Annotated in this window: 24 protein-coding genes; 8 read left to right on the forward strand and 16 right to left on the reverse strand. The window is 70.1% G+C overall.

What is annotated here, in order from left to right; genetic code table 11:
- Positions 1-380: 380 nt before the first annotated feature.
- The 4 genes from ACYVF6_RS30615 to hppD form a co-directional block, all read right to left on the reverse strand.
- Positions 381-518: a hypothetical protein gene (locus ACYVF6_RS30615; protein WP_460526097.1), complete on the reverse strand. Its 138-nt coding sequence runs from the start codon at positions 516-518 to the stop codon at positions 381-383.
- 67 nt (positions 519-585) lie between these two features.
- Positions 586-1,962 carry an FAD-binding oxidoreductase gene (locus ACYVF6_RS30620; RefSeq protein ID WP_460526098.1) on the reverse strand — a complete coding sequence of 459 codons (1,377 nt, stop codon included), beginning with the start codon at positions 1,960-1,962 and terminating at the stop codon, positions 586-588.
- Between the two features lie 34 nt (positions 1,963-1,996).
- Complete coding sequence (locus tag ACYVF6_RS30625) at positions 1,997-2,962, reverse strand: quinone oxidoreductase family protein (protein ID WP_460526099.1); 966 nt, start codon at positions 2,960-2,962, stop codon at positions 1,997-1,999.
- A 16-nt stretch (positions 2,963-2,978) separates the two neighbouring features.
- The gene (gene hppD, locus ACYVF6_RS30630) at positions 2,979-4,151 is read right to left on the reverse strand and encodes a 4-hydroxyphenylpyruvate dioxygenase (RefSeq protein ID WP_460526100.1); all 1,173 of its coding nucleotides are present in this window, start codon (positions 4,149-4,151) and stop codon (positions 2,979-2,981) included.
- 113 nt (positions 4,152-4,264) lie between these two features.
- Here hppD and ACYVF6_RS30635 point away from each other — a divergent pair, with 113 nt between their 5' ends.
- Positions 4,265-4,750, forward strand: coding sequence for an Lrp/AsnC family transcriptional regulator (locus ACYVF6_RS30635; RefSeq protein ID WP_460526101.1), 486 nt, complete (start codon positions 4,265-4,267; stop codon positions 4,748-4,750).
- A gap of 45 nt (positions 4,751-4,795) precedes the next feature.
- Here ACYVF6_RS30635 and ACYVF6_RS30640 read toward each other — a convergent pair whose 3' ends face one another.
- Positions 4,796-5,461, reverse strand: a complete 666-nt coding sequence (locus ACYVF6_RS30640; protein ID WP_460526102.1) for a response regulator — start codon at positions 5,459-5,461, stop codon at positions 4,796-4,798.
- The gene (locus ACYVF6_RS30645) at positions 5,458-6,618 is read right to left on the reverse strand and encodes a sensor histidine kinase (RefSeq protein ID WP_460526103.1); all 1,161 of its coding nucleotides are present in this window, start codon (positions 6,616-6,618) and stop codon (positions 5,458-5,460) included. Before ACYVF6_RS30645 ends, ACYVF6_RS30640 begins: the two co-directional genes overlap by 4 nt.
- A gap of 166 nt (positions 6,619-6,784) precedes the next feature.
- Between ACYVF6_RS30645 and ACYVF6_RS30650 the strand changes: the two genes are divergently transcribed.
- From ACYVF6_RS30650 to ACYVF6_RS30665, 4 genes are all read left to right on the forward strand, one after another.
- Positions 6,785-7,639: a class I SAM-dependent methyltransferase gene (locus ACYVF6_RS30650; RefSeq protein WP_460526104.1), complete on the forward strand. Its 855-nt coding sequence runs from the start codon at positions 6,785-6,787 to the stop codon at positions 7,637-7,639.
- Positions 7,636-8,277 (forward strand): YHS domain-containing protein, encoded by a 642-nt coding sequence (locus ACYVF6_RS30655; RefSeq protein ID WP_460526105.1) that lies wholly within the window; start codon positions 7,636-7,638, stop codon positions 8,275-8,277. The genes ACYVF6_RS30650 and ACYVF6_RS30655 overlap by 4 nt, the downstream gene beginning before the upstream one ends.
- 34 nt (positions 8,278-8,311) lie before the next feature.
- Positions 8,312-9,805, forward strand: coding sequence for a carboxylesterase/lipase family protein (locus ACYVF6_RS30660; RefSeq protein WP_460526106.1), 1,494 nt, complete (start codon positions 8,312-8,314; stop codon positions 9,803-9,805).
- Positions 9,806-10,006: 201 nt separating this feature from the next.
- Positions 10,007-10,846: an arylamine N-acetyltransferase family protein gene (locus ACYVF6_RS30665; RefSeq protein ID WP_460526107.1), complete on the forward strand. Its 840-nt coding sequence runs from the start codon at positions 10,007-10,009 to the stop codon at positions 10,844-10,846.
- Here ACYVF6_RS30665 and ACYVF6_RS30670 read toward each other — a convergent pair.
- The 5 genes from ACYVF6_RS30670 to ACYVF6_RS30690 all read right to left on the reverse strand — a co-directional run bounded on the left by ACYVF6_RS30670 (position 10,843) and on the right by ACYVF6_RS30690 (position 16,339).
- Entirely contained in the window at positions 10,843-11,214 is a 372-nt protein-coding gene (locus tag ACYVF6_RS30670) for a WD40 repeat domain-containing protein (protein WP_460526602.1), read from the reverse strand. The two genes, ACYVF6_RS30665 and ACYVF6_RS30670, sit on opposite strands and share 4 nt — an antisense overlap.
- Before the next feature lie 104 nt (positions 11,215-11,318).
- Complete coding sequence (locus ACYVF6_RS30675; protein ID WP_460526108.1) at positions 11,319-12,479, reverse strand: WD40 repeat domain-containing protein; 1,161 nt, start codon at positions 12,477-12,479, stop codon at positions 11,319-11,321.
- 375 nt (positions 12,480-12,854) lie between these two features.
- Complete coding sequence (locus ACYVF6_RS30680; protein WP_460526109.1) at positions 12,855-13,961, reverse strand: P-loop NTPase family protein; 1,107 nt, start codon at positions 13,959-13,961, stop codon at positions 12,855-12,857.
- Between the two features lie 157 nt (positions 13,962-14,118).
- Positions 14,119-14,439, reverse strand: a complete 321-nt coding sequence (locus tag ACYVF6_RS30685; protein WP_460526110.1) for a hypothetical protein — start codon at positions 14,437-14,439, stop codon at positions 14,119-14,121.
- Positions 14,440-14,533: 94 nt separating this feature from the next.
- Entirely contained in the window at positions 14,534-16,339 is a 1,806-nt protein-coding gene (locus ACYVF6_RS30690) for a DEAD/DEAH box helicase (RefSeq protein WP_460526111.1), read from the reverse strand.
- A gap of 161 nt (positions 16,340-16,500) precedes the next feature.
- Between ACYVF6_RS30690 and ACYVF6_RS30695 the strand changes: the two genes are divergently transcribed.
- Positions 16,501-17,409 (forward strand): pseudouridine-5'-phosphate glycosidase, encoded by a 909-nt coding sequence (locus tag ACYVF6_RS30695; protein ID WP_460526112.1) that lies wholly within the window; start codon positions 16,501-16,503, stop codon positions 17,407-17,409.
- 35 nt (positions 17,410-17,444) lie between these two features.
- Positions 17,445-18,686 carry an MFS transporter gene (locus tag ACYVF6_RS30700; RefSeq protein ID WP_460526113.1) on the forward strand — a complete coding sequence of 414 codons (1,242 nt, stop codon included), beginning with the start codon at positions 17,445-17,447 and terminating at the stop codon, positions 18,684-18,686.
- Between the two features lie 9 nt (positions 18,687-18,695).
- Here ACYVF6_RS30700 and ACYVF6_RS30705 read toward each other — a convergent pair whose 3' ends face one another.
- Positions 18,696-19,331 carry a dihydrofolate reductase family protein gene (locus tag ACYVF6_RS30705; protein ID WP_460526114.1) on the reverse strand — a complete coding sequence of 212 codons (636 nt, stop codon included), beginning with the start codon at positions 19,329-19,331 and terminating at the stop codon, positions 18,696-18,698.
- An 82-nt stretch (positions 19,332-19,413) separates the two neighbouring features.
- Positions 19,414-20,808, reverse strand: a complete 1,395-nt coding sequence (locus ACYVF6_RS30710; RefSeq protein WP_460526115.1) for an MFS transporter — start codon at positions 20,806-20,808, stop codon at positions 19,414-19,416.
- A gap of 152 nt (positions 20,809-20,960) precedes the next feature.
- Here ACYVF6_RS30710 and ACYVF6_RS30715 point away from each other — a divergent pair, with 152 nt between their 5' ends.
- Positions 20,961-21,155 (forward strand): hypothetical protein, encoded by a 195-nt coding sequence (locus ACYVF6_RS30715; protein ID WP_460526116.1) that lies wholly within the window; start codon positions 20,961-20,963, stop codon positions 21,153-21,155.
- Positions 21,156-21,160: 5 nt separating this feature from the next.
- On the opposite strand, the gene ACYVF6_RS30720 is transcribed toward ACYVF6_RS30715, so the two are convergent.
- Genes ACYVF6_RS30720 through ACYVF6_RS30730 form a run of 3 tightly spaced genes read right to left on the reverse strand, consistent with a single transcriptional unit; the run spans position 21,161 to position 23,466 of the window.
- Positions 21,161-21,421: a DUF3039 domain-containing protein gene (locus ACYVF6_RS30720; RefSeq protein WP_460526117.1), complete on the reverse strand. Its 261-nt coding sequence runs from the start codon at positions 21,419-21,421 to the stop codon at positions 21,161-21,163.
- A 23-nt stretch (positions 21,422-21,444) separates the two neighbouring features.
- Positions 21,445-22,008: a YqgE/AlgH family protein gene (locus ACYVF6_RS30725; protein ID WP_460526118.1), complete on the reverse strand. Its 564-nt coding sequence runs from the start codon at positions 22,006-22,008 to the stop codon at positions 21,445-21,447.
- Positions 22,009-22,065: 57 nt separating this feature from the next.
- Positions 22,066-23,466, reverse strand: coding sequence for an NAD-dependent malic enzyme (locus ACYVF6_RS30730; RefSeq protein ID WP_460526119.1), 1,401 nt, complete (start codon positions 23,464-23,466; stop codon positions 22,066-22,068).
- Between the last annotated feature and the right edge of the window lie 74 nt (positions 23,467-23,540).

Here is a 23,540-nt window from a genome sequence, read left to right on the forward strand (position 1 = left end):
CGCGCACCCGGCCGGCACGATTGGCGACAGACTACGACTCAGCGGGATGCCGACACTAGAGGTTCACCAAATCGAGATCAGCGTTTCATTCGGATCAGATAAGCAGGTATCACATTCTGAGATGTCTGTCTTCATCTTGTACATGGATGCAATCTCAGTGTAACCGGTATCGCTTCCGATGCCGCGTTGCCTTCAACGTGTGAAGCTCAGACCCTTCAAGACCTGAACGCAGATTTACGATTCGATGCGTTGTTCGACCTACTGGTTGACGCCAAAACGGGCTCGTTCGCAGAGCCAAGCACGTACTCTGCCAGGCTCGGCTGGACGGTGGAAGCGGAACGGCAACATGTGGTCACCGTCCCCCTACTCAACCAGGCAGATCAGGCATCCTGGCCAATTTCGGCCAGCCGCCCACGAATCGCGGCCGCGCCTGTCTCCTCGGAGCCCTCGGCAGCGAGCCGCGCATCGCCATCCGGCCCGGGATCCGCCGCGAGGATGCGCTGCTGCTTGTCCGGCAAGGCCTGCCCGCGTCGTCGCGGACCTCGAGCCGCCCAAAAGCCCGAAGGTCCACGCCTCATACCCGCTCTAGGCCAGAACCTTGCCGGGGTTGAGGATTCCGCGTGGGTCGAGCATCCGCTTGAGGTCGCGGTGGATGCGTTCGGACACCTCGCCCAGCTCGCGGGCCAGCCACTCGCGCTTCAGCCAGCCCACGCCGTGTTCGCCGGTGATCGTGCCGCCGAGCTCCAGCCCGACGGCCATCACGTCGTCGAACACGGCCTGCGCCCGGCGTACTTCATCCTCGTCGTCGGGGTCGAAGAAGACGTTCGGGTGGAGGTTGCCGTCGCCCGCGTGGCCGACCACGGTGCAGGTCAGGCCGGACGCCACCGCGATCTTCTCCGCCCGGCCGACGAACTCCGCCAGCCTGGTCAGCGGAACCGACACGTCGTCGATCAGCCGGCTTCCCAGCGCCTCGAGCGCGAAGTGGATCTGCCGCCGGGCGTCCAGCAGCATGTCGCCCTCGGCCACGTCCTCGGCCACCACGACGTCGAAACCGCCAACGCCGGTGAAGATCTCGGCGTACGCACGCACATCGGCCTCGGCCTGCTCGGGTGCCGCGTCGGACTGGGCGATGAGCATCGCGGCTGCGTGCTCGGGCAGCCCCATCGGCCGGTAGGCGTTGGCGGCACGCAACGACGGCTGGTCCATGAACTCCAGCAGGCTAGGCGTGTGCCCCGCGGCCACCACGGCCGCGACCGCCTCACCGGCTGCGACGAGCGACGGGAACAGCGCCGCGACCGTACGCGGCTCCTGCCCCGGCGGCCGCAATCCCAACGTGGCTTTGGTGATGACGCCGAGCGTCCCCTCCGAGCCGACGAACAACCGTGTCAGGTCGTAGCCGGCGACGCCCTTGACCGTACGGCGTCCGGTGTTGAGGATCTCGCCGCTCGCGAGCACGACCTCCAGGCCGCGTACGAAGTCGGTGGTGACGCCGTACTTCACGCAGCACAACCCGCCGGCGTTGGTGGCGAGGTTGCCACCGATCGTGGAGATCTCCCAGCTGGACGGGTCGGGCGGATAGAACAGCCCCTGCTCAGCGACCGCCCGCGACAAGACGGCGTTGACGACACCGGGCTCGACCACGGCCATCCGGTTGGCGGGGTCGATCTCGAGGATGCGGTCCATCTTCTCGACCGACAGCACGATGCAGCCCTCGATGGCGTTGGCGCCGCCGGACAGGCCCGTCCGCGCGCCCTGCGGCACGACGGGCACCCGATGCTCCGACGCGACGCGGAGCACGTGCTGCACGTGTGCGGTCTCCTGCGCCAGCACGACGACCGCCGGCAGGCCGGACGGGCAGAACGTCGCCATGTCGTGCCGATACGTCGCCATCCGATCGGAGTCGGTGACAATCGCGTCGGCGGGAAGCCCGCTCTGGAGGTCCTGGAGAAATGCCTCGGCCATGCCCTCAACGGTACGTGGCCGGGGCTGCCCCGGCTCAGGACGGCAACAGCAGGAGCTTCCCCGTCGTACGCCTGGCCTGCAGGTCCTCGTGTGCGCGACCGGCATCGGCCAGGGAGTAGCGGCCGCCGATGCGGACGGACAGCTGCCCGGAACCGATCCAGCCGAACAGTTCCTCGACGCGCGACCGCACCTCGGCCGGGTCGCTGGTGTAGTGCGCCAGCGTCGGGCGTGTGAGGTAGAGACTGCCCTTGCTGTTGAGCGTCTGCGGGTCGACGGGTGGGACCGCGCCGCTGGAGGCGCCGTACAGCACCATGAAACCGCGCGGCCGCAGCGCGTCCAGGCTCTGGTCGAACGTCGTCGCGCCCACGCCGTCGTAGACGACCGGGACGCCAACGCCGTCGGTCAGCGAGCGCGCGACGGCCGCGAAGTCGTCGTACGAGGCGATCTCGTCGGCGCCGGCTTCGCGAGCGAGCGCCGCCTTCTCCTTCGTCGACACCGTCGCGAGGACGTTTCCGCCACGCAGCTTCACGATCTGGGTCAGCAGCAGGCCGACGCCACCGGCCGCGGCGTGCACGACCGTCCAGTCGCCTGGCTGGACGGCGTAGGTGGACGTCGCGAGATAGTGCGCGGTCAGCCCCTGTAACAGCACCGCCGCGCCGGCCTCGAGGTCAACACCCGAAGGCAGCGGCACGAGTTTCGCCGCGGGCACGGCGACCCGCTCGGCGTACGAGCCGAGCGTGCTGCTCCATCCCACGGCGTCGCCGACCGCCAGGCCGGTCACGCCCTCGCCGACCTCGCTGATCCGGCCCGCACCTTCCATGCCGGGCACGAACGGCAGCTGCATGGGGTACATCCCACCGCGGTGATAGGTGTCGATGTAGTTGACGCCCGCCGCCGCGACATCGACGACGACCTCGCCCTTGCCCGCGGTCGGCTCCGGCACGTCGGCCACCTGGAGCACTTCGGGTCCACCGGTCTCGCGTACTTGTACGGCTCGCATGCGAGCCAGCGTAGCGTCAGAGGTTTCCGCGACGTTCCTGCTCGCGTTCGATGGCTTCGAACAGGGCCTTGAAGTTGCCCTTGCCGAAGCCCAGCGAGCCGTGCCGTTCGATCAGCTCGTAGAAAACCGTGGGCCGGTCGCCGATCGGTTTGGTGAAGATCTGCAGGAGATAGCCGTCCTCGTCGCGGTCGACGAGGACGCCGCGCTTCTGCAGTTCGTCGATCGGCACGCGTACGACGCCGATCCGGGCCCGCAGCTCCGGGTCCTCGTAGTAAGAGTCCGGCGTGGCGAGGAACTCCACGCCGTTCGCGCGCAGGCGATCCACCGTCCGCAGGATGTCGCCGGTCGCGAGCGCGATGTGCTGGCACCCCGGCCCGCCGTAGAACTCGAGATATTCGTCGATCTGGCTCTTCTTCGCCGCAACCGCCGGCTCGTTCAACGGGAACTTCACCCGGTGGTTGCCGTTGGCGACGACCTTGCTCATCAACGCGGAGTACTCCGTCGCGATGTCGTCGCCGATGAACTCGGCCATGTTCGCGAAGCCCATGACCCGCTTGTAGAAGTCGACCCAGTAGTCCATCCGGCCGAGCTCGACGTTGCCGACGCAGTGGTCGATCGCCTGGAAAAGCCTTCTGGGATGGCCCTCCGGCCGGATCACGGAGGTGGTACGGGCGACGTAGCCCGGGAGGTACGGCCCGCTGTACTTCGAGCGGTCGATCAGGCTGTGCCGGGTCTCGCCGTACGTCGCGATCGCGGCGCGGCGGACGCCGCCGTGCTCATCCGACTCGTCGTACGGCTCAAGCAGCACGGTCGCGCCCTGCCTGCGGGCGTGCTCGACGCACTTGTCGACGTCGGTCACCTCGAGCGCGAGGTCGACAACACCGTCACCATGCTTACGGTGGTGGTCGAACAGCCGGCTGTCCGGCGACACGCCACCCTCGATCACGAACCGCGCGCTGCCGGACTTCAGCACGTACGACTTGCGGTCGCGCAGGCCGGTCTCCGGTCCCGCGTACGCGACCAGCTCCATGCCGAACGCGAGCTGGTAGAACTGCGCGGTCTGGGTGGCGTTCCCGACCCAGAAGACCACGGCGTCCAGCGCGCTGACGGGGAACGGATCGTGCGACTCGTCGTAGTCGACGAGCCCGATCAACTGCTTCAGCTGGGTGATTTCCGTGTCGGTCGTCATGTCCGCGAGCATCGAACGGACTGGCCAGGTTGCGCAACTGTCGCGTAATCTGCTGAGCAGATTGACCAGTCCATGCCGGGTTGAGCTGACTTCGGGAGCGCATTGTGACCCATATGGTCGACGAACTGGATGCCCGCGTCATCGAGCTGTTCGCCCGGGAACCGCGCGTCGGTGTGCTGGAGGCGTCGCGGCGCCTCGGCGTCGCGCGCGGGACGGTGCAGGCCAGGCTCGACCGGCTCGAGCGTTCCGGCGTGATCGAGGGCTGGGGGCCGGACCTGTCGGCGGCCGCCCTGGGCTTCGGCGTCACCGCGTTCGCGACGCTGGAGCTACGGCAGGGCGTGGGCCATGAGACCGCCGCGCGCCACCTCGCGGCGATCCCGGAGGTGCTCGAGGCCTACACCATCACCGGGCCGTCGGACCTCTACGTACGCCTGGTGGCCCGCTCGAACGCCGACCTGCAGCGCGTGATCGACGAGGTGCTGAGGTTCGACGGCATCGTGCGCACGTCGACGGTGATCGCGCTGGCGACACAGGTGCACCAGCGGGCCCTGCCGTTGCTGGCGAAGGCCGTCGCGGAGCCCGCCGAAGACCTCCATTGAGCCGACGAACGGGTACGCGCGTCTTCTGACAGGCCCCGCGCCCAGTCAGGTGCGCTTCGGCGTCACCAGACCTGACTCGTACGCGAACACCACGACCTGCGCCCGGTCCCGCGCTCCGAGCTTCACCATCGCCCGGCTGACGTGGGTCTTGGCGGTCGCGGGGCTGATGACCATCTGGGCGGCGATCTCGTCGTTGGACAACCCGCGCGCGACCAGGCCCACCACCTCACGCTCGCGGTTGGTCAGCACGTCCAGCAGCGCCCCGTCGGGATAGTTGTCGGGCGGCCGCGACACGAACTCGCTGATCAGCCTGCGCGTCACCGCCGGCGACAGCAGTGCGTCGCCCCTCGCCGCGACCCGGATCGCCTGCAGGAGGTCGGACGGCTCGGTGTCCTTCAGCAGGAAGCCACTCGCACCGGCCCGCAACGCGTTGAAGACGTACTCGTCCAGGCCGTAGTTCGTCAGGATCACCACCCGTACGCCCGACAGCTCCGGATCCGCGGCGATCCGGCGGGTGGCCTCGATGCCGTCCATCACCGGCATCTGTACGTCGACCAGCGCGACGTCCGGTCGATGCTGCCGCGCCAGCTCGACGCACTGCGCCCCGTCGGCCGCCTCACCGACCACCGAGATGTCGTCCTCCGCGGTCAGCAGCGAACGGAACCCCGCCCGGATCAGCGCCTGGTCGTCGGCCAGCAGGACGCGCATCACGACGCACCGGCCAGCGGCTCCGACGGCTGTTCCAGCGATGCCGGCTCCTCCGATCCCCGCGCCAACGGCAGCTCCGCCCGCACCCGGAACCCGCCCTCGGCTCGCGGCCCCGCGGTCAGCGCGCCGCCCAGGGCCACCGCCCGCTCGCGCATGCCGAGCAGGCCCCTGCCCGGCACCGGCTCGCTCCCCGGCACGGCCTGCCCGTCGTCCTCGACCTGGACGAGCAGGTCCTCCTCGCCGTAACGAAGACGTACGGTCGCCGTCGCCGGGCCCGCGTGCCGAGTGATGTTGGTGAGCGCCTCCTGCACGATCCGGTACGCCGCCCGGTCGACGTCGGCGGACACCGCGGCAGGCGGCCTGCCGTCGACCTCGAGCGAGACCGGCAGGCCCGTCGAACCTGCCCGCGCCACCAACTCGTCGAGCCGGTCCAGCCCGGAGGCCGAAGGCGCGTCCTCGGCCCGCAGCACCTCCAGCGTCGCCCGCAGCTCGCGCATCGCGTCGGCGCTCGCCTCCTGGATCGCCAGCAAGGCGGCCGGCGCCTCCTCGCCGCGCTTGCGGGCCAGGTGAACCGCGACCCCGGCCTGCACCTTGATCACCGAGATACTGTGCGTCAGCGAGTCGTGCAGCTCCCGCGCGATCCGCAACCGTTCGTCGGCTGCCCGGCGTAGCGCGGTCTCCTCCCGGGTACGTTCGGCCTCGATCGCGCGCTGCTCCACCTCGTCGAGGTACGCCCGCCGGGCCTGGGCCATCTCGCCCATCACGCCCGCGGCCACGAACCAGCCGATCTGCAGAAGCCCTTGCTGGACTGGGTTGTAGACGAAGCTGCGGATCAGGAACGGTGCCGCCGCGAGGAGTCCGAGCAAGCGCTGCTTGCCCGCGACCGCGGCGTAGACGCCGATCAGCACCGGGCCGACGATCACGAGGTCCGGCCCGTTCCTGACGAAGTAGACGAGAACGCAGGCGGAAGTGATCAACACGACGGCCCACAGCGCCCGGCGGTACCCGATCAGCACCAGCGAGCCCACGACCAGCAGGCCGTAGTCGGGCCACGTCAGGTGGTCGTCCGACAGCGTCGCCCACGTCACGACTACCACCGCGATCGCCGTCGCGAACGCCGCCTCCAGGATGGTCCCGCGCGGCCCGAGTTCCTTGCCCATGCGATGCACCCTAAACCGGCTGCCAGCTGCGGGCATCCTCCGCTGATACCGGCTTCGGGCTACTCCCTACGGGGTACGCCGGGCCTGCGCTGCCGGTGGCGGCGTATCACGAACTGCCTCCTGACGTGCGACGACAGCGCCCCCGTCCGGCGGCCAGCATCGAGGCATGCAAACGATCGCCAACATCGTTCAGGAACAGGCGTGGAACGGCCGGATCGGGCAGCACTGGGCCGACCACGCCGGCAACTACGACGGGCTGGTCCGCGACTTCGACGCTGCGCTGTTCGAGGCCGCCGCGATCGGTCCCGAGGACGACGTACTCGACATCGGCTGCGGCACGGGCGGCACCACCCTGCACGCCGCCCGGCAGGCCGGCTGGGGACAGGTCCTCGGCATCGACCTGTCCCGGCCGATGCTGGAGTGCGCCCGGGCTGCCGCTGTGGCGGAGGCCGCGACCAACGTCCGTTTCGTCCAGGGTGACGCGCAGGTGCATCCGTTTTCCGTGGCGGCGTTCGACGTCGCGATCAGCCGTGGCGGCGTGATGTTCTTCGCCGACCACACGGAGGCGTTCACCAACATCCGGCACGCACTGCGGCCCGGCGGCCGGCTGGCGTTCGTCGCGCCCACGCCGCCCGATCCGCAGAGCCCGAGTGCACGGCTGTACGCGTTGCTGGGCGCGCTGCCGCGAGCCGAGTCGGCCGGTGCGGTCGCCGGTCAGGCGATGACGTCGTTCGCCGATCCGGACCGGATCCGCGAGGTGCTCGGAGCCGGCGGCTTCGGCTCGGTGTCGGTCGAGCGGAGAGAGGGCCGGATCGGCTGGGGCCGGGACGCCGCCGAGGCCACGGAGTTCTTCCTGTCCAGCGCGGCGCTCCGGCTCGACCTGGCCGCCGCCCGTCCGGCCGCACTGGAGCGTACGCGCGCCGACATCCGCGCCGCGCTCGCCGAGTGGGAGACGCCGGCCGGCGTACGGCTGCCCGGCTCGGTCTGGCTGGTCAAGGGTGTCGCGGAGGCCACAGCATGATGTTCTTCGAGGTGTTCGTGCCGAAGGGCGCGTTGAGCGCGGACCAGCGCAAGCGGCTGGGCGAGCGGATCCTCAGCGAGCTGGTGTCAGTAGAGGAGTCCGCCGGTGCGCCGGCGGACGTGCTGGACAGCGCCCAGGCGATCCAGCAGGTCGTGGTGTACGAGCCGGACGCCTGGATCGCCGGCAGACGTGCGCTCGAGGGCGGCGAGCCGCCGCGTTATGTCGTGCGGGTCAGCGTGCCGAGCGCCTGGCGCAAGGAGATGAGCGGCCACACGATCGCGCGGATCACCAAGGTGCTGGCCGACCTGGACGCAGAGCTGGGCCTGGACCCCACGCGGCTGTACGAGCAGCCGGACGCGTGGATCCACGTGGTGGGCGTACCCGAGGGCAGCCTCGGCTCCTTCGGCCGGGCCCTGACGTCGGCGGATGTCGTGCGGATGATCACCAAGCCGTTCCGCGAGTCGCCGGACCGGGACGCCGTGATCGCCGCGGCCGCACCCGGAACCGCCGTCGATCCGGTCTGCGGCATGACCGTCCAGCTCGGGCCGGCCGCGATCACGTACGAGCGGGACGGCATGACGTACGGGTTCTGTGCCCCGGGCTGCCTGCAGGTGTTCAAGGAGGAGCTGGCCATCTGATGAGTTGGGCCGCCGGAGTTGGCAGACTGGGCGCATGACGTCGAGCGAACCTGTGGTGCGACTGACGACAGGCGCGGTCCGTGGCCGGGCCCGGGCGGACGGGCCGGCCGTGTTCAAGGGCATCCCGTACGCCCGCCCGCCGTTCGGAGCCGACCGGCTGCGAGAGCCCGGCGTACCGGCCGGCTGGGACGGCACGCGGGACGCCTTCGAGTTCGGCCCGCGGCCACCGCAGCCGGCCACGGCGATCTCCGGGACGTCCGACTGGACGACCGACGAAGGGCTCGACTGCCTGAGCGTCAACGTCTGGACGCCGGATGCCGGCTCCGGGGCCGGACTCCCTGTGCTGGTGTGGATCTACGGCGGCGCCTACCGCGAGGGCTCGGCCGACCTGCCGGAATACGACGGCGCGCGGCTGGCGGCCGGCGGTGCGGTCGTCGTGACCGTCAACTACCGCGTGGGTTTCGAGGGGTTCGCCCATGTCGAGGGCGCACCCGACAACCGCGGCCTGCTCGACCAGGTGGCGGCACTGCGCTGGGTGCGGGACAACATCGCGGGCTTCGGCGGCGACCCGGGCAACGTCACGGTGTTCGGCGAGTCGGCAGGTGCGGGCTCGGTCGCGGCATTGCTGGTGATGCCGGACGCACGCGGGCTGTTCCACCGGGCGATCGCCCAGAGCGTGCCGGGCACGTACTTCTCCCCCGAGCTCGCCGGCCGGGTCGGCGCCGCGATCGCCCACACGGCAGGGCATTCCGCGACGCTCGACGACCTGCGCGAGAGCGATCCGGTCACGCTGCTGTCGGCGGCACGGGAGTTCACCGCGCGGATGACAGGCGACTTCGACACGTGGGGACAGCTCGCGCTCACGACGACGCCGTACTCCCCTGTCGTCGATGGCCTGGTGCTGCCGTCCGCGCCGTGGCAGGCGCTGGCCGCGGGCTCGGGGGGCGACGTCGAGCTGATCGCGGGCTTCAACCACGACGAGTACCGCCTGTTCCACGTCGTCGGCGGGCGGCTCGGGCTGGTCGACGCGGATGAGCTGGCGTTGACGGCGCGGGTGCTCGGGCTGCCGGACCTGGCCGGCAGCTACGACCTCGACGACGCTGACGCGGCCTACGTACGCCTGATGTCGGACTGGTTGTTCCGGATGCCGAGCGCCCTCCTCGCCGACGCGCACGCCTCGGCCGGCGGGATGGCCTACGCGTACGAGCTCACCTGGCCCGCTCCCGGCGGCGACGGGATCTTCGGCGCCTGCCACGCGCTCGACGTGCCGCTGGTGTTCGGCACGCTGGACGCCGGGCTGGTGCCGCTGCTGGTCGGCGCGCCGGCGCCGGACGCGGCGGTCGCGTTGTCGGAGGAGCTCCGTTCGCGCTGGATCGCCTTTGCCGGCAAGGGGGATCCGGGCTGGGCCCGCTACACCATCGGTCGACGGGAGGCCCACGCGTTCGACGCACCCAGCCGCGACACGGCCGACCCGGTCGCCGACGTACGCGACCTGTGGTCGGCCCACGTCTTCGGCTCGCTGGGCTGAGCGGACTGGTAGGCATCGGCCTGCAGGGTGTTGCGGCGGGCCGTGGACGGCCACTGGGTAGGTGATGCCGTGCAGGCGCTCGGCCATCGCCCGGAAGGAGGTGGCGGCGATCTGGGCGTCGACGCCGGACCACGGATCCTTTGCCGGGGCTGGAATATCGTCGGGTGAGTCATCGGTTGAGCGAGAAACTTGGGGTCGTTTGTGAACGGTTGGAACAGCTCGCAGGTCGACGTCGACGCCTACCTCGCGCGGACGGGGTACGACGGACCGCTCACGCCTACGCTGGCCACGTTGCGCGGGCTGCAGTGGGCGCACGTGTCGTCGATTCCGTTCGAGAACCTGGAGATCGTGCTCGGGCGGCCGGTGTTGCTGGAGCTGGAGTCGGTGCAGGACAAGCTGGTTCGTTCGGCGCGCGGTGGTTACTGCTTCGAGCACACGTTGCTGTTCGCGGCGGTGCTCTCGCACCTGGGCTTCGCGTCGGTGACGGGCGTGGCGGCGCGGATCCGGATGGGAGCCGATGCGCTCCGGCCGGCGACGCACGCGCTGCTGCTCGTCCAGGCGGCGGACGACTCACGTACGTGGATCTGCGACACGGGGTTCGGCAGCGGGCCGTTGGAGCCGGTCGAACTGGCCGACGGTGCTGTGCTGTCGGCGGGCGGCTGGTCGTTCCGCCTCGAGCGGCGGCCGGTGCCGCTGCCGGGGAGCGAGGTGGCGGAGTGGGTGACGTACCGGTTGAACGGCGGGGAGATCGACCTGCACAGCTTCACGACCGATCCGCGCTACCCGCCGGACTACGCCGTCAACAACTACTACACCTCGACCAACCCGCGCTCGCCGTTCGTGGGGCGGCTGTTCACGCAGAAGATGGCGCCTGGCGTCAACCACGTGCTGAACAACACCACGCTGACCACCCTCCGCACTGACGGCAATCAGGAGCAGCGTGAGCTCGACCCTGCTGACGTTCCGCAGGTGCTGGCCGAAAGCTTCGGCATCGAGCTCGGGCCGGAGGACCGGGCCAAGCTCGTGGGCGTCCTGAGCTAGCGCGAGGTCGAGCCGGCTCGGGCCGGCGGCGCCTGCGATGGCAGTTCCCAGATGATGATCTCGCCGTGGCCGCTACCACTTGCCAGCAGGGCCACACCGTCCGACGGTGGCAGGGCGGCCAACGCGTGGATGTTGTCGGTGTGGCCTTCGAGCTCATGGAGAACGTCGCCGGTCGCAGGGTTCCAGATCCGCACCGTGTGGTCCGTTCCGGCGCCGGCGAGCAGGATGGTGCCGTCGGGCGTTGGCACCGTTGCCAGGGCGTGTGCCACAGGGCCGCCGAGTCGCATCTGGACTGCGCCGGTGACGGGGTTCCACAGTCGTACGCAGTCGTCCTCGGTGCTGGCGAGCAAGGGTGGCCCCTCCGGCATCGGCACGGTTGCCAGGGCGGCGATGGTCCAGACGTTGTGGCCGTTGCACTCGTCAGCATGAACAGCGTGGGCGGGCTCGTCATACGGAAACGGAGAGCCAAAGCTCAGAAGGTCGACGAAGTTCTCGTACTTCTCGTACGGAGGCGCGGAGTCGTGGTAGTCATAACCGTCTCTGACCTGGCATGCGCTACGGGCCAGGAGATGGGTGCCATCCGGCAGCGGGATGACCGCCATTGCCGTGGGGCCGCGATCCCTCCGGTAGACCCCCACCAGAGTTTGGCCGGTGCCCCGTCCGGACTCCACAGCCGCAAGGTCTCCTCGCAGGAGCTGGCGAGGAGGAACGTGCCATCGCTCATCGGCACGGTGGCCAGGTCGATGACCGCATCGCTGTGGCCGGGGAGCTCACGGCGTAGTACGCCCGTGGCGGGATCCCACAGCCGCACCACGTGGTCGGCTCCGGCGCTGGCGAGCAACGTAGTGCCGGCCGGTGTCGGGACCGCCGCCAGCGCGTGTACCGCACCGACGTGGCACGCCGCATCGCCTCGTGTGGCGCCGGCCGTCAGGTCCCAGATCCGCACCGCACCGCGTAGGACGCTGCTTTCCTCGCCGTCGCTGGCGAGCACGGTGCTTCCGTCGGACATCGGTACCGCCGCGAGCGTGTGCAGCCTGCCCGAACTGCCTTCGAGCCGGCCTTGGATCGCACCGGTGGTGGGGTCCCACAGTCGTACGATCCCGTCCTCTCCGCCGCTGGCCAGCAACGCGGCCCCGGAGGGCGGCAGGACTGCTGCCAGAGCGTTGACGGGGCCCACGTGATCGTGGAGCTCGTGCCGGAGGGCACCGCCGGCGACGTCCCACAGCCGCACTGCGGCTGGCTCTCTCATGGTGACCATGACGTTGTCGCTGTCGTCCTGGCCGGCGGTGGCGAGCAGGGTGGTTCCGTCCGGCATCGCCACCGCCGCCAGCGCGTACGCGCGGCTCCAGCCCGGCAGCTGGATCGTGAAGTAGCTGTAGGCCGATCCGGTACTGGGGTTCCACAGCCGCACACTGTCGTCCCCGCCGCTGGCCAGCGCGGTGGTGCCGTCGGGCAGCGGCACCACCGCCAACGCCCGGATCGTGTTGGTGTGGCCTTCGAGCTCGCCCCGGAGTGCGCCGGTGGCCGGCTCCCAGAGCCGGACCACATAGTCAGGCCCGGCGCAGGCGAGCAGGACGCCGCCGTCGAGCGTCGGCACGGCCGCCAACGCGTACACCGGGTGCACATTGCGCACGTTGGGGGCGTGGGCGAGTTGACTGTGGGATCTGCCAGTGCTGGGGTCCCACAACCGGATACAGTCCGCCTCGGCGATGGCGAGCAAAGTGGTTCCGTCGGGCATCGACACCACTGCCAAGGCGTGTGGGTAGACAGTTCCCGGTCGCCATCGGATCGCCAGGCGCTGGCCGCCAGTTCGAACGCCGCGAGAACTGCTTGCGAGTCAGGGCTCTTCGCCTGCCGGCGTTGGCGCAGCACGGCGGACACGGACGTGACCAGCAGGAATCCTGGTCGCTCGAGCAGACCGTCGAGCCGGCCGGCGAGGGCTGCGTGCTCGGCGAGGTGTTCCCGGGCATAACGCGGCACCCTCGTCCGGTCGGACGGGGCACCCGGCTCACCCGGCAGCTGTCGCGCGAGGGCGTCGGCGAACCGGCCGTGTGCGTCGCGGGTGGCGGCTGCGAGATCGTGCACGAGCTCGCGAAGGTGTTCGTCCGGCGGGGTCCTGGGGAGGACACCGGTGCAGAGGTCTTTCAGGCTCTGATGGCGCAGCGCGTAGGTTTCCGGATCGCCCTCCTCGTCCGGGCGAGCAACCAGGAAGGGCCGGAACGGCCCACGTAGTAAGGCCGCCACCCGGCCCACGTAGTAAGGCCGCCACCCGGCCCACGTCGAGGCCGCCCCAGGCCGCGAGGTCTCGCGCGGGTAGCGGCCGCCGCGCCGCGGCGAGCATCGCGAGCAGGGGCAGGCACGTCGTCCGCCAGTCCAGGCTGGGATCCGAGCGCCAGCGGGCGATGTTGTCGGCGTAGTAGCCGGCCAAGCTGGCGGGCAGGCTCTCGATCTCGGTGGCAGGGCGCCCGTCGCGGACCTGATCGAGGACGGAGGTGGCGTAGATCCAAACCCCACCCGAGCGTTCGGCCAGCAGGTTACGGAACTGAACACTCGTCATGCCCGCCGCGGTGATCGCCTGCGCCAGCTGCGCCTCCTGCCGGGCGACCCGTTCGAGGTAGTCGAGGAGATCGCGGCGGTTGGGCTGACTCTCCACCTCGATCCGGCGGACCCGGCCCAGCCCGACGGGTCGCGGTGTTCCGGGGCAAGTGGTCGCGATCAGGACTGTCGCCGGGGGCAGTTGTCTGGGTAGGCCGAGAGGGAGCTCGCCAGGTCTGGGCGTGGGTGCTTCGTCGAGCCCGTCGACGAGCAGCACGACGGCTGTGTCCTCGGCGACCTGGTCCCGGCGACGCGAAGCGTGCAGGAGCTGTTTGGCCAGCCAGCCGGCGGAGTCGTGGCCGTCTGGCAGTACGCCGCCGGGCGCCGCCTCCGTGAGCTCCCAGCGGGCGATGAGTTGCGCGACCAGGTTGGTTCGCGCCGTTTCCGGGGAGGCACCGCCGGGCAGCCGGGTCACATGGGTCGGGTAGTCCCGGGTGAACGCGAGATAGGTGGCCAGCGCCGTCTTTCCCATGCCGGCTTCGGCCTCGATGAACAGGTAGCCGCCGACGCGGTCTCTCACACAAGCAGCGATGAAATCGTCGATCTCCTCGATGAGCCATCGACGCCCGGTGAACTGACCAACGCGATCCGCGGAGTTGTGTGGGTCGACGAGCCGGAGCTCTGCGGGCAACAGATCCAAGTCCAGGGTTACGTCTTGCAGGCTCCTGGCTCATCGGTCAGTCTGAGGACGGTGGTGGCGTGGAGAACGTGTTGGCCTGAATGTTGTGGTCACCGACCTGGACACCCTGCGCCCCGCGAACGTCGACCGCGTACTTCCCGGAGCGAGACCCGGCCGCGTCCAGCAATCCGAGCAGCCGCTGCGCTGAGTCGACCATCGCCTGGTCATCCCTGGCGCCGACCGCCATCAGTTCCGCCTCCAGGACGCTTCCCCCGCGCTCAGGATCTGCCTCGAGCTCGGCCAGCGCCTTCTCGCCGGACCGGTGCCCGGCCAGCCGTCGCCGTGCCAGGTCCTTCAAGGCCGTGTAGGCGTCCTTCACCGCTTCGCTCGCGGTGCTCTGCTGCGACGACGCCGGCGGTCAGTGCGGCCACGATCAACGTGACAGGGTCCATGGTCCACAACCCTAGGCAGGCCTAGCGGCTGCGCTGGGTCGCCCACTCGCGGATCAGGTCGATGCGTTGCTGAAGTTGTTCCTCCGACGCCGCCGCGGCCGGTGGGCCGCCGCACTTGCGGCGGAGCTCGCCGTGGATCTGGCCGTGGGGGATGTTGGTGCGGTGGTTCCATGCGCCGACCAGGCCGTTGAGCTCGCGTCGCAGCACGGCCAGGCGCTGGTAGGTCGACTCGTCGCGGTCGGGCCTCGCCGCGGCGGCCGGCTCGGGCTCTTCCGCATCGGCTGCGGCGGCGCCCGTCGGCTTCTGCGTCTTGCGGCGGCGCAGGAGCTCCTTCACCTGGTCGGGCTCCAGCAGCCCGGGAATCCCCAGGAACTCCGTCTCGTCGGCGCCGAGCTCGCCACCGAACTCGTTGCCGTCGTAGAGCACGCTGTGGAAGTCGGCCTGGGAGTTGAGTGCGGCGTAGCCCGGCCCGTCCTCGAGCGCGTCGCCGGTGTTCTGCTCCTGCTCGGCCAGCGCCAGCAGGTCGTCCTCGGGGCCGAAGATGTCGTCCTCGTCGCGGATCGGCTTGGCCAGGGCGTGGTCGCGTTCGACTTCCATGTCGGCGGCGTACTCGAGCAGCACCGGCACGGTCGGCAGGAACACCGAGGCCGTCTCGCCGCGCTTACGGACCCGGACGAAGCGCCCGACCGCCTGCGCGAAGAACAGCGGCGTCTGCGTGGACGTGGCGTAGACGCCGACCGCGAGCCGTGGCACGTCGACGCCTTCCGACACCATGCGCACCGCGACCATCCAGCGCGAGTCGCTCTCGGCGAACTCCGCGATCTTCTTGCTGGCCTTCGGATCATCAGACAGGACGACGGTGGGCCGGACCCCTGAGATCGCCGTCAGCAGCTTGGCGTACTCCCTCGCCACATCCTGGTCGGTCGCGATCACCAGGCCGCCGGCGTCGGGCACGTCGCGGCGGACCTCGCCCAGCCGCCGGTCGGCCGCGACCAGCACCGTGTGGATCCAGTCGCCGGCCGGGTCGAGGGCGGTACGCCAGGCCTGCGCCTGCATGTCCTTGGTCAGTGGCTCGCCGAGCCGCGCCGCCACCTCGTCGCCGGCGCTGGTGCGCCAGGCCATGTCGCCGGAGTAGGCCATGAACAGCACCGGCCGCACCACGCCGTCGGCCAGCGCTTGGCCGTAGCCGTAGGTGTAGTCGGCCACCGAACGCAGCACGCCGTCGACATCGGGCGCGTAGGTGACGAACGGGATGGGGTTGGTGTCGCTGCGGAACGGCGTGCCGGTCAGCGCCAGCCGCCGGGTCGCCGGCTCGAACGCCTCGCGCACCGCCTCGCCCCACGACTTGGAGTCGCCCGCGTGGTGGAGCTCGTCGAGGATCACCAGCGTCTTGAACCGTTCACACCGCACCCGTAACGCGAGCGTCGCGGCACCGACACCGGCGTAGGTGACCACGACCCCGTCGAAGTCCTTGCTGGTCTTGCCCTTCTTGCCACCGAAGTTGGGGTCGAGCGCGATCCCGCCGCGCTCGGCCGCGTCGGCCCACTGCTTCTTCAGGTGCTCGGTGGGCGCGACGACGATGATCCGCTGGATGATCCGCTTGCTGAGCAGGTCGTGCGCGACCCAGAGCGCGAACGAGGTCTTCCCGGCGCCAGGCGTCGCGACCGCGAGGAAGTCGCGCGGCGATCGCTTGGTGTAGTCGTTGTAGGCCTGTTGCTGCCACAGGCGCGGGGTGCCCCATGGGGTCTTGGTCGGGCGGATCGTGGTGTTGGCAGTGCTGGCGGAGCTGGCGGAGCTGGCGGTGCTGGGCAAGGCAGGCGTGGTCAAACCCGTTGTCTCCCTGGCATCAAGGTCGTACGGCGGTGCACATTTAGGGCCAGCACGAGAGCCTAACCGCAGCCGCCCCCAACCGTCCGGAACGACTCGCCACTCCCCGGTTCCGGCGCTGTGCCCGCCATCACCGACCTCGACGATCTAGGGTCTCAGCCATGCAGCTGTCACCGCAGGTACGCGAAGCGCTGGACCGCGGCGCCCCGGTCGTCGCGCTCGAATCGACGATCATCGCTCACGGACTGCCACGGCCGCGCAATCTCGAGGTGGCCCGCGACTTGGAAGAGATTTTGCGTGCGCAGGGTGTCGTACCCGCGACCATCGCCGTGCTCGACGGCGAGCCGTACATCGGGCTGGACCCCGGCCAGCTGCAGCGGGTCGCGTTCGACGACGGTGTACGCAAGTTCGGCTACCGCGACCTGGCCCCGGCCGCCGCCGAGCGCGTCTGCGGGGCGACGACGGTCTCGGCCACCGCGTTCCTGGCTGCCCGCGCCGGCCTGCGCGTGTTCGCGACCGGCGGGCTCGGCGGCGTACACCGCGGCTGGACCGCCGCGCAGGACGAGTCGGCCGACCTGCGGCTGCTGGCACGTACCCGGATCGCGGTCGTCTGCGCCGGCGTCAAGTCGATCCTCGACGTACCCGCGACGCTGCAGCGGCTGGAGACACTCAACGTGACCGTCGTCGGCTACCGGACGGCGGAGTTCCCCGGCTTCTATCTGCGCGGCTCCGGCGAGCCCGTCGACTGGACCCTGCACGCGCCGTCCGCGGTCGTCGACGTGATGCGGGCGCAGGACGAGCTCGGCGGGCCGGAGTCGGCCCTGATCGTCGCGAACCCCGTGGCCGAGTCCGAACAGCTGGACCCCGCGCTGCACGACGAGGTGCTGGCCGCCGCGCTGGAGGCGGCCGACCGGGAGAACATCACCGGCCAGGCCGTAACGCCTTACCTGCTTGACTATCTGGTCCGCGCGACGGGCGGCATGGCGCTGGAGGCCAACCTCGCCGCCGTTCGCGGGAACGTAGCACTCGCAGGTGAGATCGCCCGCGCTTTCGCCGAAAGCGAAAAATAGGGCGATTCCCCGGCTGCCGCAGTAGGGATGAGCTCATGCTGCGTCAGTGGTCGGTGCTCGCGCGCCATCCGGACTTCCTCAAGCTGTTCACCGGCAGCACGATCTCGTTGTTCGGCTCGAGCATCACGGCCGTCGCGCTGCCGTTGACAGCGGTCTTCGTGCTGTCCGCGTCGCCGTTCGAGATGGGGCTGCTGGGCGCGGCCGGCTTCCTGCCGTACCTCCTGATCGGCCTGCCGGCCGGCGTGTGGGTCGACCGGATGCCCTATCGCACGGTGCTGGTCGTCGCCGACGTTTTGCGGGCGCTGCTGCTCGGACTGGTGCCCGTGCTCGGCCTGCTCGGCTGGCTCGAGATGTGGCAGCTGTACGTCATCGCGCTGCTCACCGGCGTCGGCACGCTGTTCGACTCGGTGGCGTCGATGTCGTTCACGCCGAGCCTGGTCGGGCGGGCGCACCTGCTGCAGGCCAACAGCGCACTGGCCCAGAGCAACGCGATCGTGAGTGTGACCGGAAAGGCGCTGGGCGGCGCGCTCGTCCAGGTGCTCACCGCGCCAGTCGCCATCGTCGTCGACGCGGTGTCGTACGTCGCGTCCGCGGCCTGCAAGCTCTTTATCCGTACGCCAGGACCTGCGACCGTCGAGCCTGCCAGGCGGCAGCCCCTGCGCTCGGCGCTGGCCGAAGGCTTCCGGGCGATCGCGCGGCAGCCAGTCCTGCGCCCTCTGTTCGTCTCGGCGACGATCGGCGCGCTGTCCGGGCAGATCCAGGCCGCGATCGTCGTGCTCTTCCTTGCCCGCGAGCTCGGCCTGCCACCAGCCCTGGTCGGCGTGTCGATCGCGGTCAGCGGCGTGGCGTCCGTGCTGGCCGCGATGCTGGCGGCGCCGCTGACCGAACGCCTGGGCCACGGGACCACCTACATGGTGGGCTGCCTGGTCACCGCACTGGCCGGCCTGGTCCTGGTGCTCGCGGCCGGTCCGCTGCTCGTCGTGATGGCGGTGGTCGTCGCGAGTGGGCTGCTGGCCGGTGCCGGGCCGCCGATCTTCAGCATCAACCAGCAGACCGTACGCCAGTCGCTCGCGGCGCCGGAGATGCTCGCACGCATCAACGCGACCTGGCGCTTTCTGGTCTTCGGCACCCAACCGATCGGGGCCCTCCTCGGCGGCACGATCGCCGACGTCGCCGGCCTCCGCACGGCGATCGTGGTCAGCAGCGTCGGCATGCTGGCGTCGGTCGGAGTGGCGGCGTGGTCGCCGCTGCGTGCGCTGAAGACGCTGCCCGCGTAACGGTCCTGCTCAGGTGTTCGCCCGGGTGAAGGTCAGATGAGTGACTCCGCTGGGCGAGGAGACGGCCTCCACCTGGTAGTCCTGCTCGACACCTTCGAGTCCGTCCCAGAGCCGTACACCACGGCCGAGCAGGATCGGGACCACGACGACGTGCATGTGGTCGATGAGCCGGGCAGCGAGGAACTCGCGGATGATGGTGGCGCCGCCGCCGATGCGCACATCCCGGCCGCCGGCGGCCTCGCCGGCGATCTTGAGTGCCTCGGCGGGCGAGGTGTCGAGGAAGTGGTAGGTCGTGCCGCCCTCCATCTCGATCGAGGGACGCGGGTGGTGGGTGAGGACGAAGACCGGCGTGTGGAACGGCGGGTTCGGGCCCCAGGCCCCCTTCCAGTCCGGATCCTCGTGCCAGCCCGGGTGGCCCCATTTCCCGGCACCCATGATCTCGGCGCCGATTCCCCAGTCGTGCTCCCTGGCGTAGACGTTGTCGACGCCACGGCTGCCGGTGGTCTGGTCCCAGGACTGTGTGGCGAACATCCACCGGTGCAGCCGGTCGCCTGCGTGGCCGAAGTGCAGGTCCGCGCTTTGGCCTTCGCCGGTGCCGAAGCCGTCGAGCGAGATGGCGAAGTTGTGGACTCGGGCGAGTGACATGCTTGGTGCTCCTTCGTCGTGGTCGAGCAGGTCGCCCTACAGACCGCTACGACGCCGAAAACTCATCGGCTGGTGGCCGCCCTCAGCCGTCTGCTCCACGCGGCTTCACCCGAGCGGCCACGACCAGGCCGGCCAGCGCCACACTGGCCATCACGACGTAGATCGGGCCGAAGATCCAGGGCGGCGTCGCGCGTTCGTGGATCGCGGCGAAGAAGGCGCCGGCCAGGCCGAGCATGACGATCGTTCCGAACGCGTCGGACATCTGGAGGGCCGCGGAGTTGGCGCCCTGCTCCTCCTTCGGTGACAGCTCGAACAGCAGCACCGACAGGCTCGCCAGCGACAAGCCCATGCCGAACCCCGCCACCGCCCACGCCAGCGTCGCCACCCATGGGGTCACCGCCGGTGACAGCGCCAGCAGCACCACCGTGATCCCCGTCGCCACGCTGATGGCGCCCAGCTGCACCAGCCGCCGGCGGTCCGCCCGCAGGCCAGGGCGGCCCTGCAACCACGAGCCGCCGAACCAGCCGATCGCCGACAGCGTGAGCGCCAGGCCCGCCTGGGTCGCCGACAGGTGGCGGTACTCCACGAGCATCAGGGGTACGAACGCCTCCGCCCCCATGAACGCACCCGCCAGCACCCCGCGCATCAGGACGATCGACGGCAGCCCCCGCCTCAACCGCAGCGTCCCCGCCGGCAGCAGCCGCGGCAGGCTGGGCACCAGCAACGCCAGCCCGAGGACCAGCGCAAGCAGCCCCGCCCAGTAGAGGTGCTGCCCGGCGTACTGCAGCAGCGCGATCCCCACCGCCGCCGCCAGCGCCGACAGCACCACGCCACGCCGAGACCGAGCGCCGGCAGCCGCCCCCGCAGCCGGCCGCGGCAGCGATCGTACGGTCGGCACCACCAGCACCAGCGGCAGTACGACCAGCGGCAGCAGCCCCAGGAACACCCACCGCCACCCGACGTGCTCGGCGATCGCTCCCGCCGCGAACGGCCCCACCAGCGCCGGCAGCACCCACGCCCCGGCCAGCGCGGCGAACGCCCGCGGCCGGACCCGTTCGGAGTAGGCCTGCGCCACCGTGACGTAGACCGAGACGATGATCGCCCCCGCGCCGAGGCCCTGGACCATCCGCCCGGCGATGAATACGATCATGTTCACCGCTGTGCCTGCCACCACCAGCCCGACGGCGAACGACGCCACGCCGGCGAGCAACGGCGGCAGCGCGCCGAACCGATCGGCCAGCACGCCCGCGACCACCGTCGCGAACATGCTGGCAGTAGTGATCCCCGAGAACGCCCAGGCGTACAACTCGATCCCGGAAAGCGCCCGCACCGCCAGCGGCATGGCCGTCGCGACCGCCATCGCCTCGAACGCCACCAGGAACACCAGCGCCACGATCCCGATCGAAGGTCGCCGGTAGGACGGGCCGAACAGCCCTCCGATGTCGTTGGCCTGCGAGGCTGGTGCGCTTGTCGTCACTTTGCCGACGTTATGGGGATCACGTCCAGAAGGCCATCGGACGTATGTCCTAGGACCGTGGTCGGCCAGAGCCGACCTGTGATGGGGTCGTAACGTAGCGGCAACGAAGGCCACGCAGACTGATGACCACAAGTGACGCAAGGGAGGTCGTCATGACCGCCGGAGCCCCCGAGCCGGTGTCCGGCATGATCCCGGCAGCTCGCGATCTGATCGCGAGCATCGCCGGTCATCTGCCCGGCCTGGACCTTGGAGATGCCACCCGCAACGCCCGGGAAGCCATGCACGAAGAGCAGCGCCGCAGGGAGGAGTGGCAGCAGTCCTATCGGCTCGACGACCCCGCGAGCTGAGGGATCTACTCGTCCTTGTCGCCGCCCTTGTCGAAGCCTTCCCAGATGTCCTTGCACTCAGGGCAGACGGGGTACTTCTGAGGGTCGCGGCTGGGCACCCAGACCTTGCCGCACAGCGCGATGACCGGCGTGCCGTTGATCATCGCGTCGGTGAGCTTCTCCTTGGGTACGAAGTGCGAGAACCGCTCGTGGCCACCGTCGTCGTGCGACGGCTGCGTGCGGGTTTCCTCGACTGTCTTCGCACCGGGACTCAGCTGAGTGGCCATGAGCCCAGTCTACGGGCGGGGCCTCAGTTCATTCCCGGGTCCTCGGGGAACGTGGCGACCAGTGCGAGCCGCCCCGTCTGCCGCCGCAGGATCCGCCGCCACAGCTGCTTCGGATCGATGTCGAACGCGTCACCGGGCTCGGAGTCGACGACATACCACCCTCCGTCGTCGATCTCGCGCTGCAACTGTCCCGGTGACCACCCGGAGTAGCCGGCGAACACTCGCATCGAGCCGACGCCGCCTTCGAGCAGCTCCGGCGGCGCGTCGAGGTCGACCAGCCCGATCCGGCCGTACAGCCGCCGCCACCCCACCGGCTCGCCGGGTACGCCCACGGCGACCTCGGCCAGCCCCAGCGCGGAGTTGGTCGACACCGGCCCACCCTGGAACAGCACGTCCGGCTCGCACACGAAGTCGTTCCACGATGCGAGCACCGAGGTCACCGGCATCTCGGTGGGCCGGTTGATCACCACACCGAGCGTGCCGTCGCCGTCGTGGTCGAGGATCAGGACCACGGTGCGGACGAAGTTGGGGTCGCGCAGCGAAGGTGTCGCCACCAGCAGCCGTCCCGTGTAGTCGACCCCACTCATGCCCCAATAATCTCCTGATTCGCGCGAGACCGTCGTCAGCCGTAGAACATGGACCCGTCAGGGCAACACCGTCCGCTCCCCGACTGCTTCCCGGACGGCCGAGGCGACCACCTGGTGGACCTCGGGGTGGAAGACGCTGGGGATGACGTAGTTGGGGTTGAGCTCCTCGTCGGCCACCACGCTCGCGATCGCGCGGGCGGCGGCCAGCAGCATGCTCTCGGTGACGTTGTGGCTGTGCGCGTCGAGCAGGCCCCGGAACACACCGGGGAACGCGAGGACGTTGTTGATCTGGTTGGGGTAGTCGCTGCGCCCGGTGGCCACGACGGCGGCGTGCTCGAGGGCGGCCGACGGGTCGACCTCCGGATCGGGGTTGGCCAGGGCGAAGACCACCGCGTCGTGGTTCATCCGCGCGATGTCGTCGCCGGTCAGGAGGTTGGGAGCCGACACACCCACGAAGACGTCCGCGCCGACGATGGCGCCCTTCAGGTCGCCGGAATAGCGCGCCTGGTTGGTGTGCTCGGCGATCCACGCCAGCTCGGGCGACAGCCCGGGCCGGTCGGAGTAGATCACGCCGTCGATGTCGGCGACCACGACGTCCTTGGCGCCGGCGGCCAGCAGCAGCCGCAGGATCGCGGTGCCGGCGGCACCCGCACCCGACATCACCAGCCGGACGTCGCCCAGCGACTTCTTCACCACGCGCAGCGCGTTGGTCAGCGCCGCCAGCACGACGATCGCCGTGCCGTGCTGGTCGTCGTGGAACACGGGGATGTCGAGCAGCCCACGCAGCCGGCGCTCGACCTCGAAGCAGCGCGGCGCGGAGATGTCCTCCAGGTTGATGCCGGCGAACCCGGGCGCGATGTGGCGTACGGTCTGGACGATCTCGTCGACGTCCTGGGTGTCGAGGCAGAGCGGCCAGGCGTCGATTCCGGCGAACTGCTTGAACAGCGCCGCCTTGCCCTCCATCACCGGCAGCGCGGCCTGCGGCCCGATGTTGCCCAGGCCCAGCACGGCCGATCCGTCGGTGACGACGGCGACGGAGTTGCGCTTGATCGTCAGGCGCCTGGCGTCCTCGGGGTTGGCGGCGATCGCCTGCGACACGCGCGCGACGCCCGGCGTGTAGACCAGCGACAGGTCGTCGCGGTTGCGGATCGGATGCTTGGACCGCATCTCGATCTTGCCGCCGAGGTGCATGAGGAACGTACGGTCGGAGACCTTGTGGATCGTGACGCCTTCGACGCCGCGCAGCACCTCGACCAGGCGGTCGGCGTGCGCGGAGTCGGTCGCGGCGCAGGTGACGTCGATGCGAAGTCGCTCGTGGCCGGACGCGGTTACGTCGAGCGCCGTGATGATCCCTCCGGCGGTCTCGACGGCCGAGGTGAGGTCACTGACCGCCTTGCCTCGGGCCGGCAGCTCCAGCCGCACGGTGATGGAGTACGAGATGCTCGGGACCGACGTCACTCTGCTTTCCCTTTCGATGGACGACCACAGTGTCGAACTTCCGGTGTCGAACCCCGATCGTCTCACGAGTTCCG

The sequence above is a fragment of the Flindersiella endophytica genome (genome assembly GCF_054779015.1).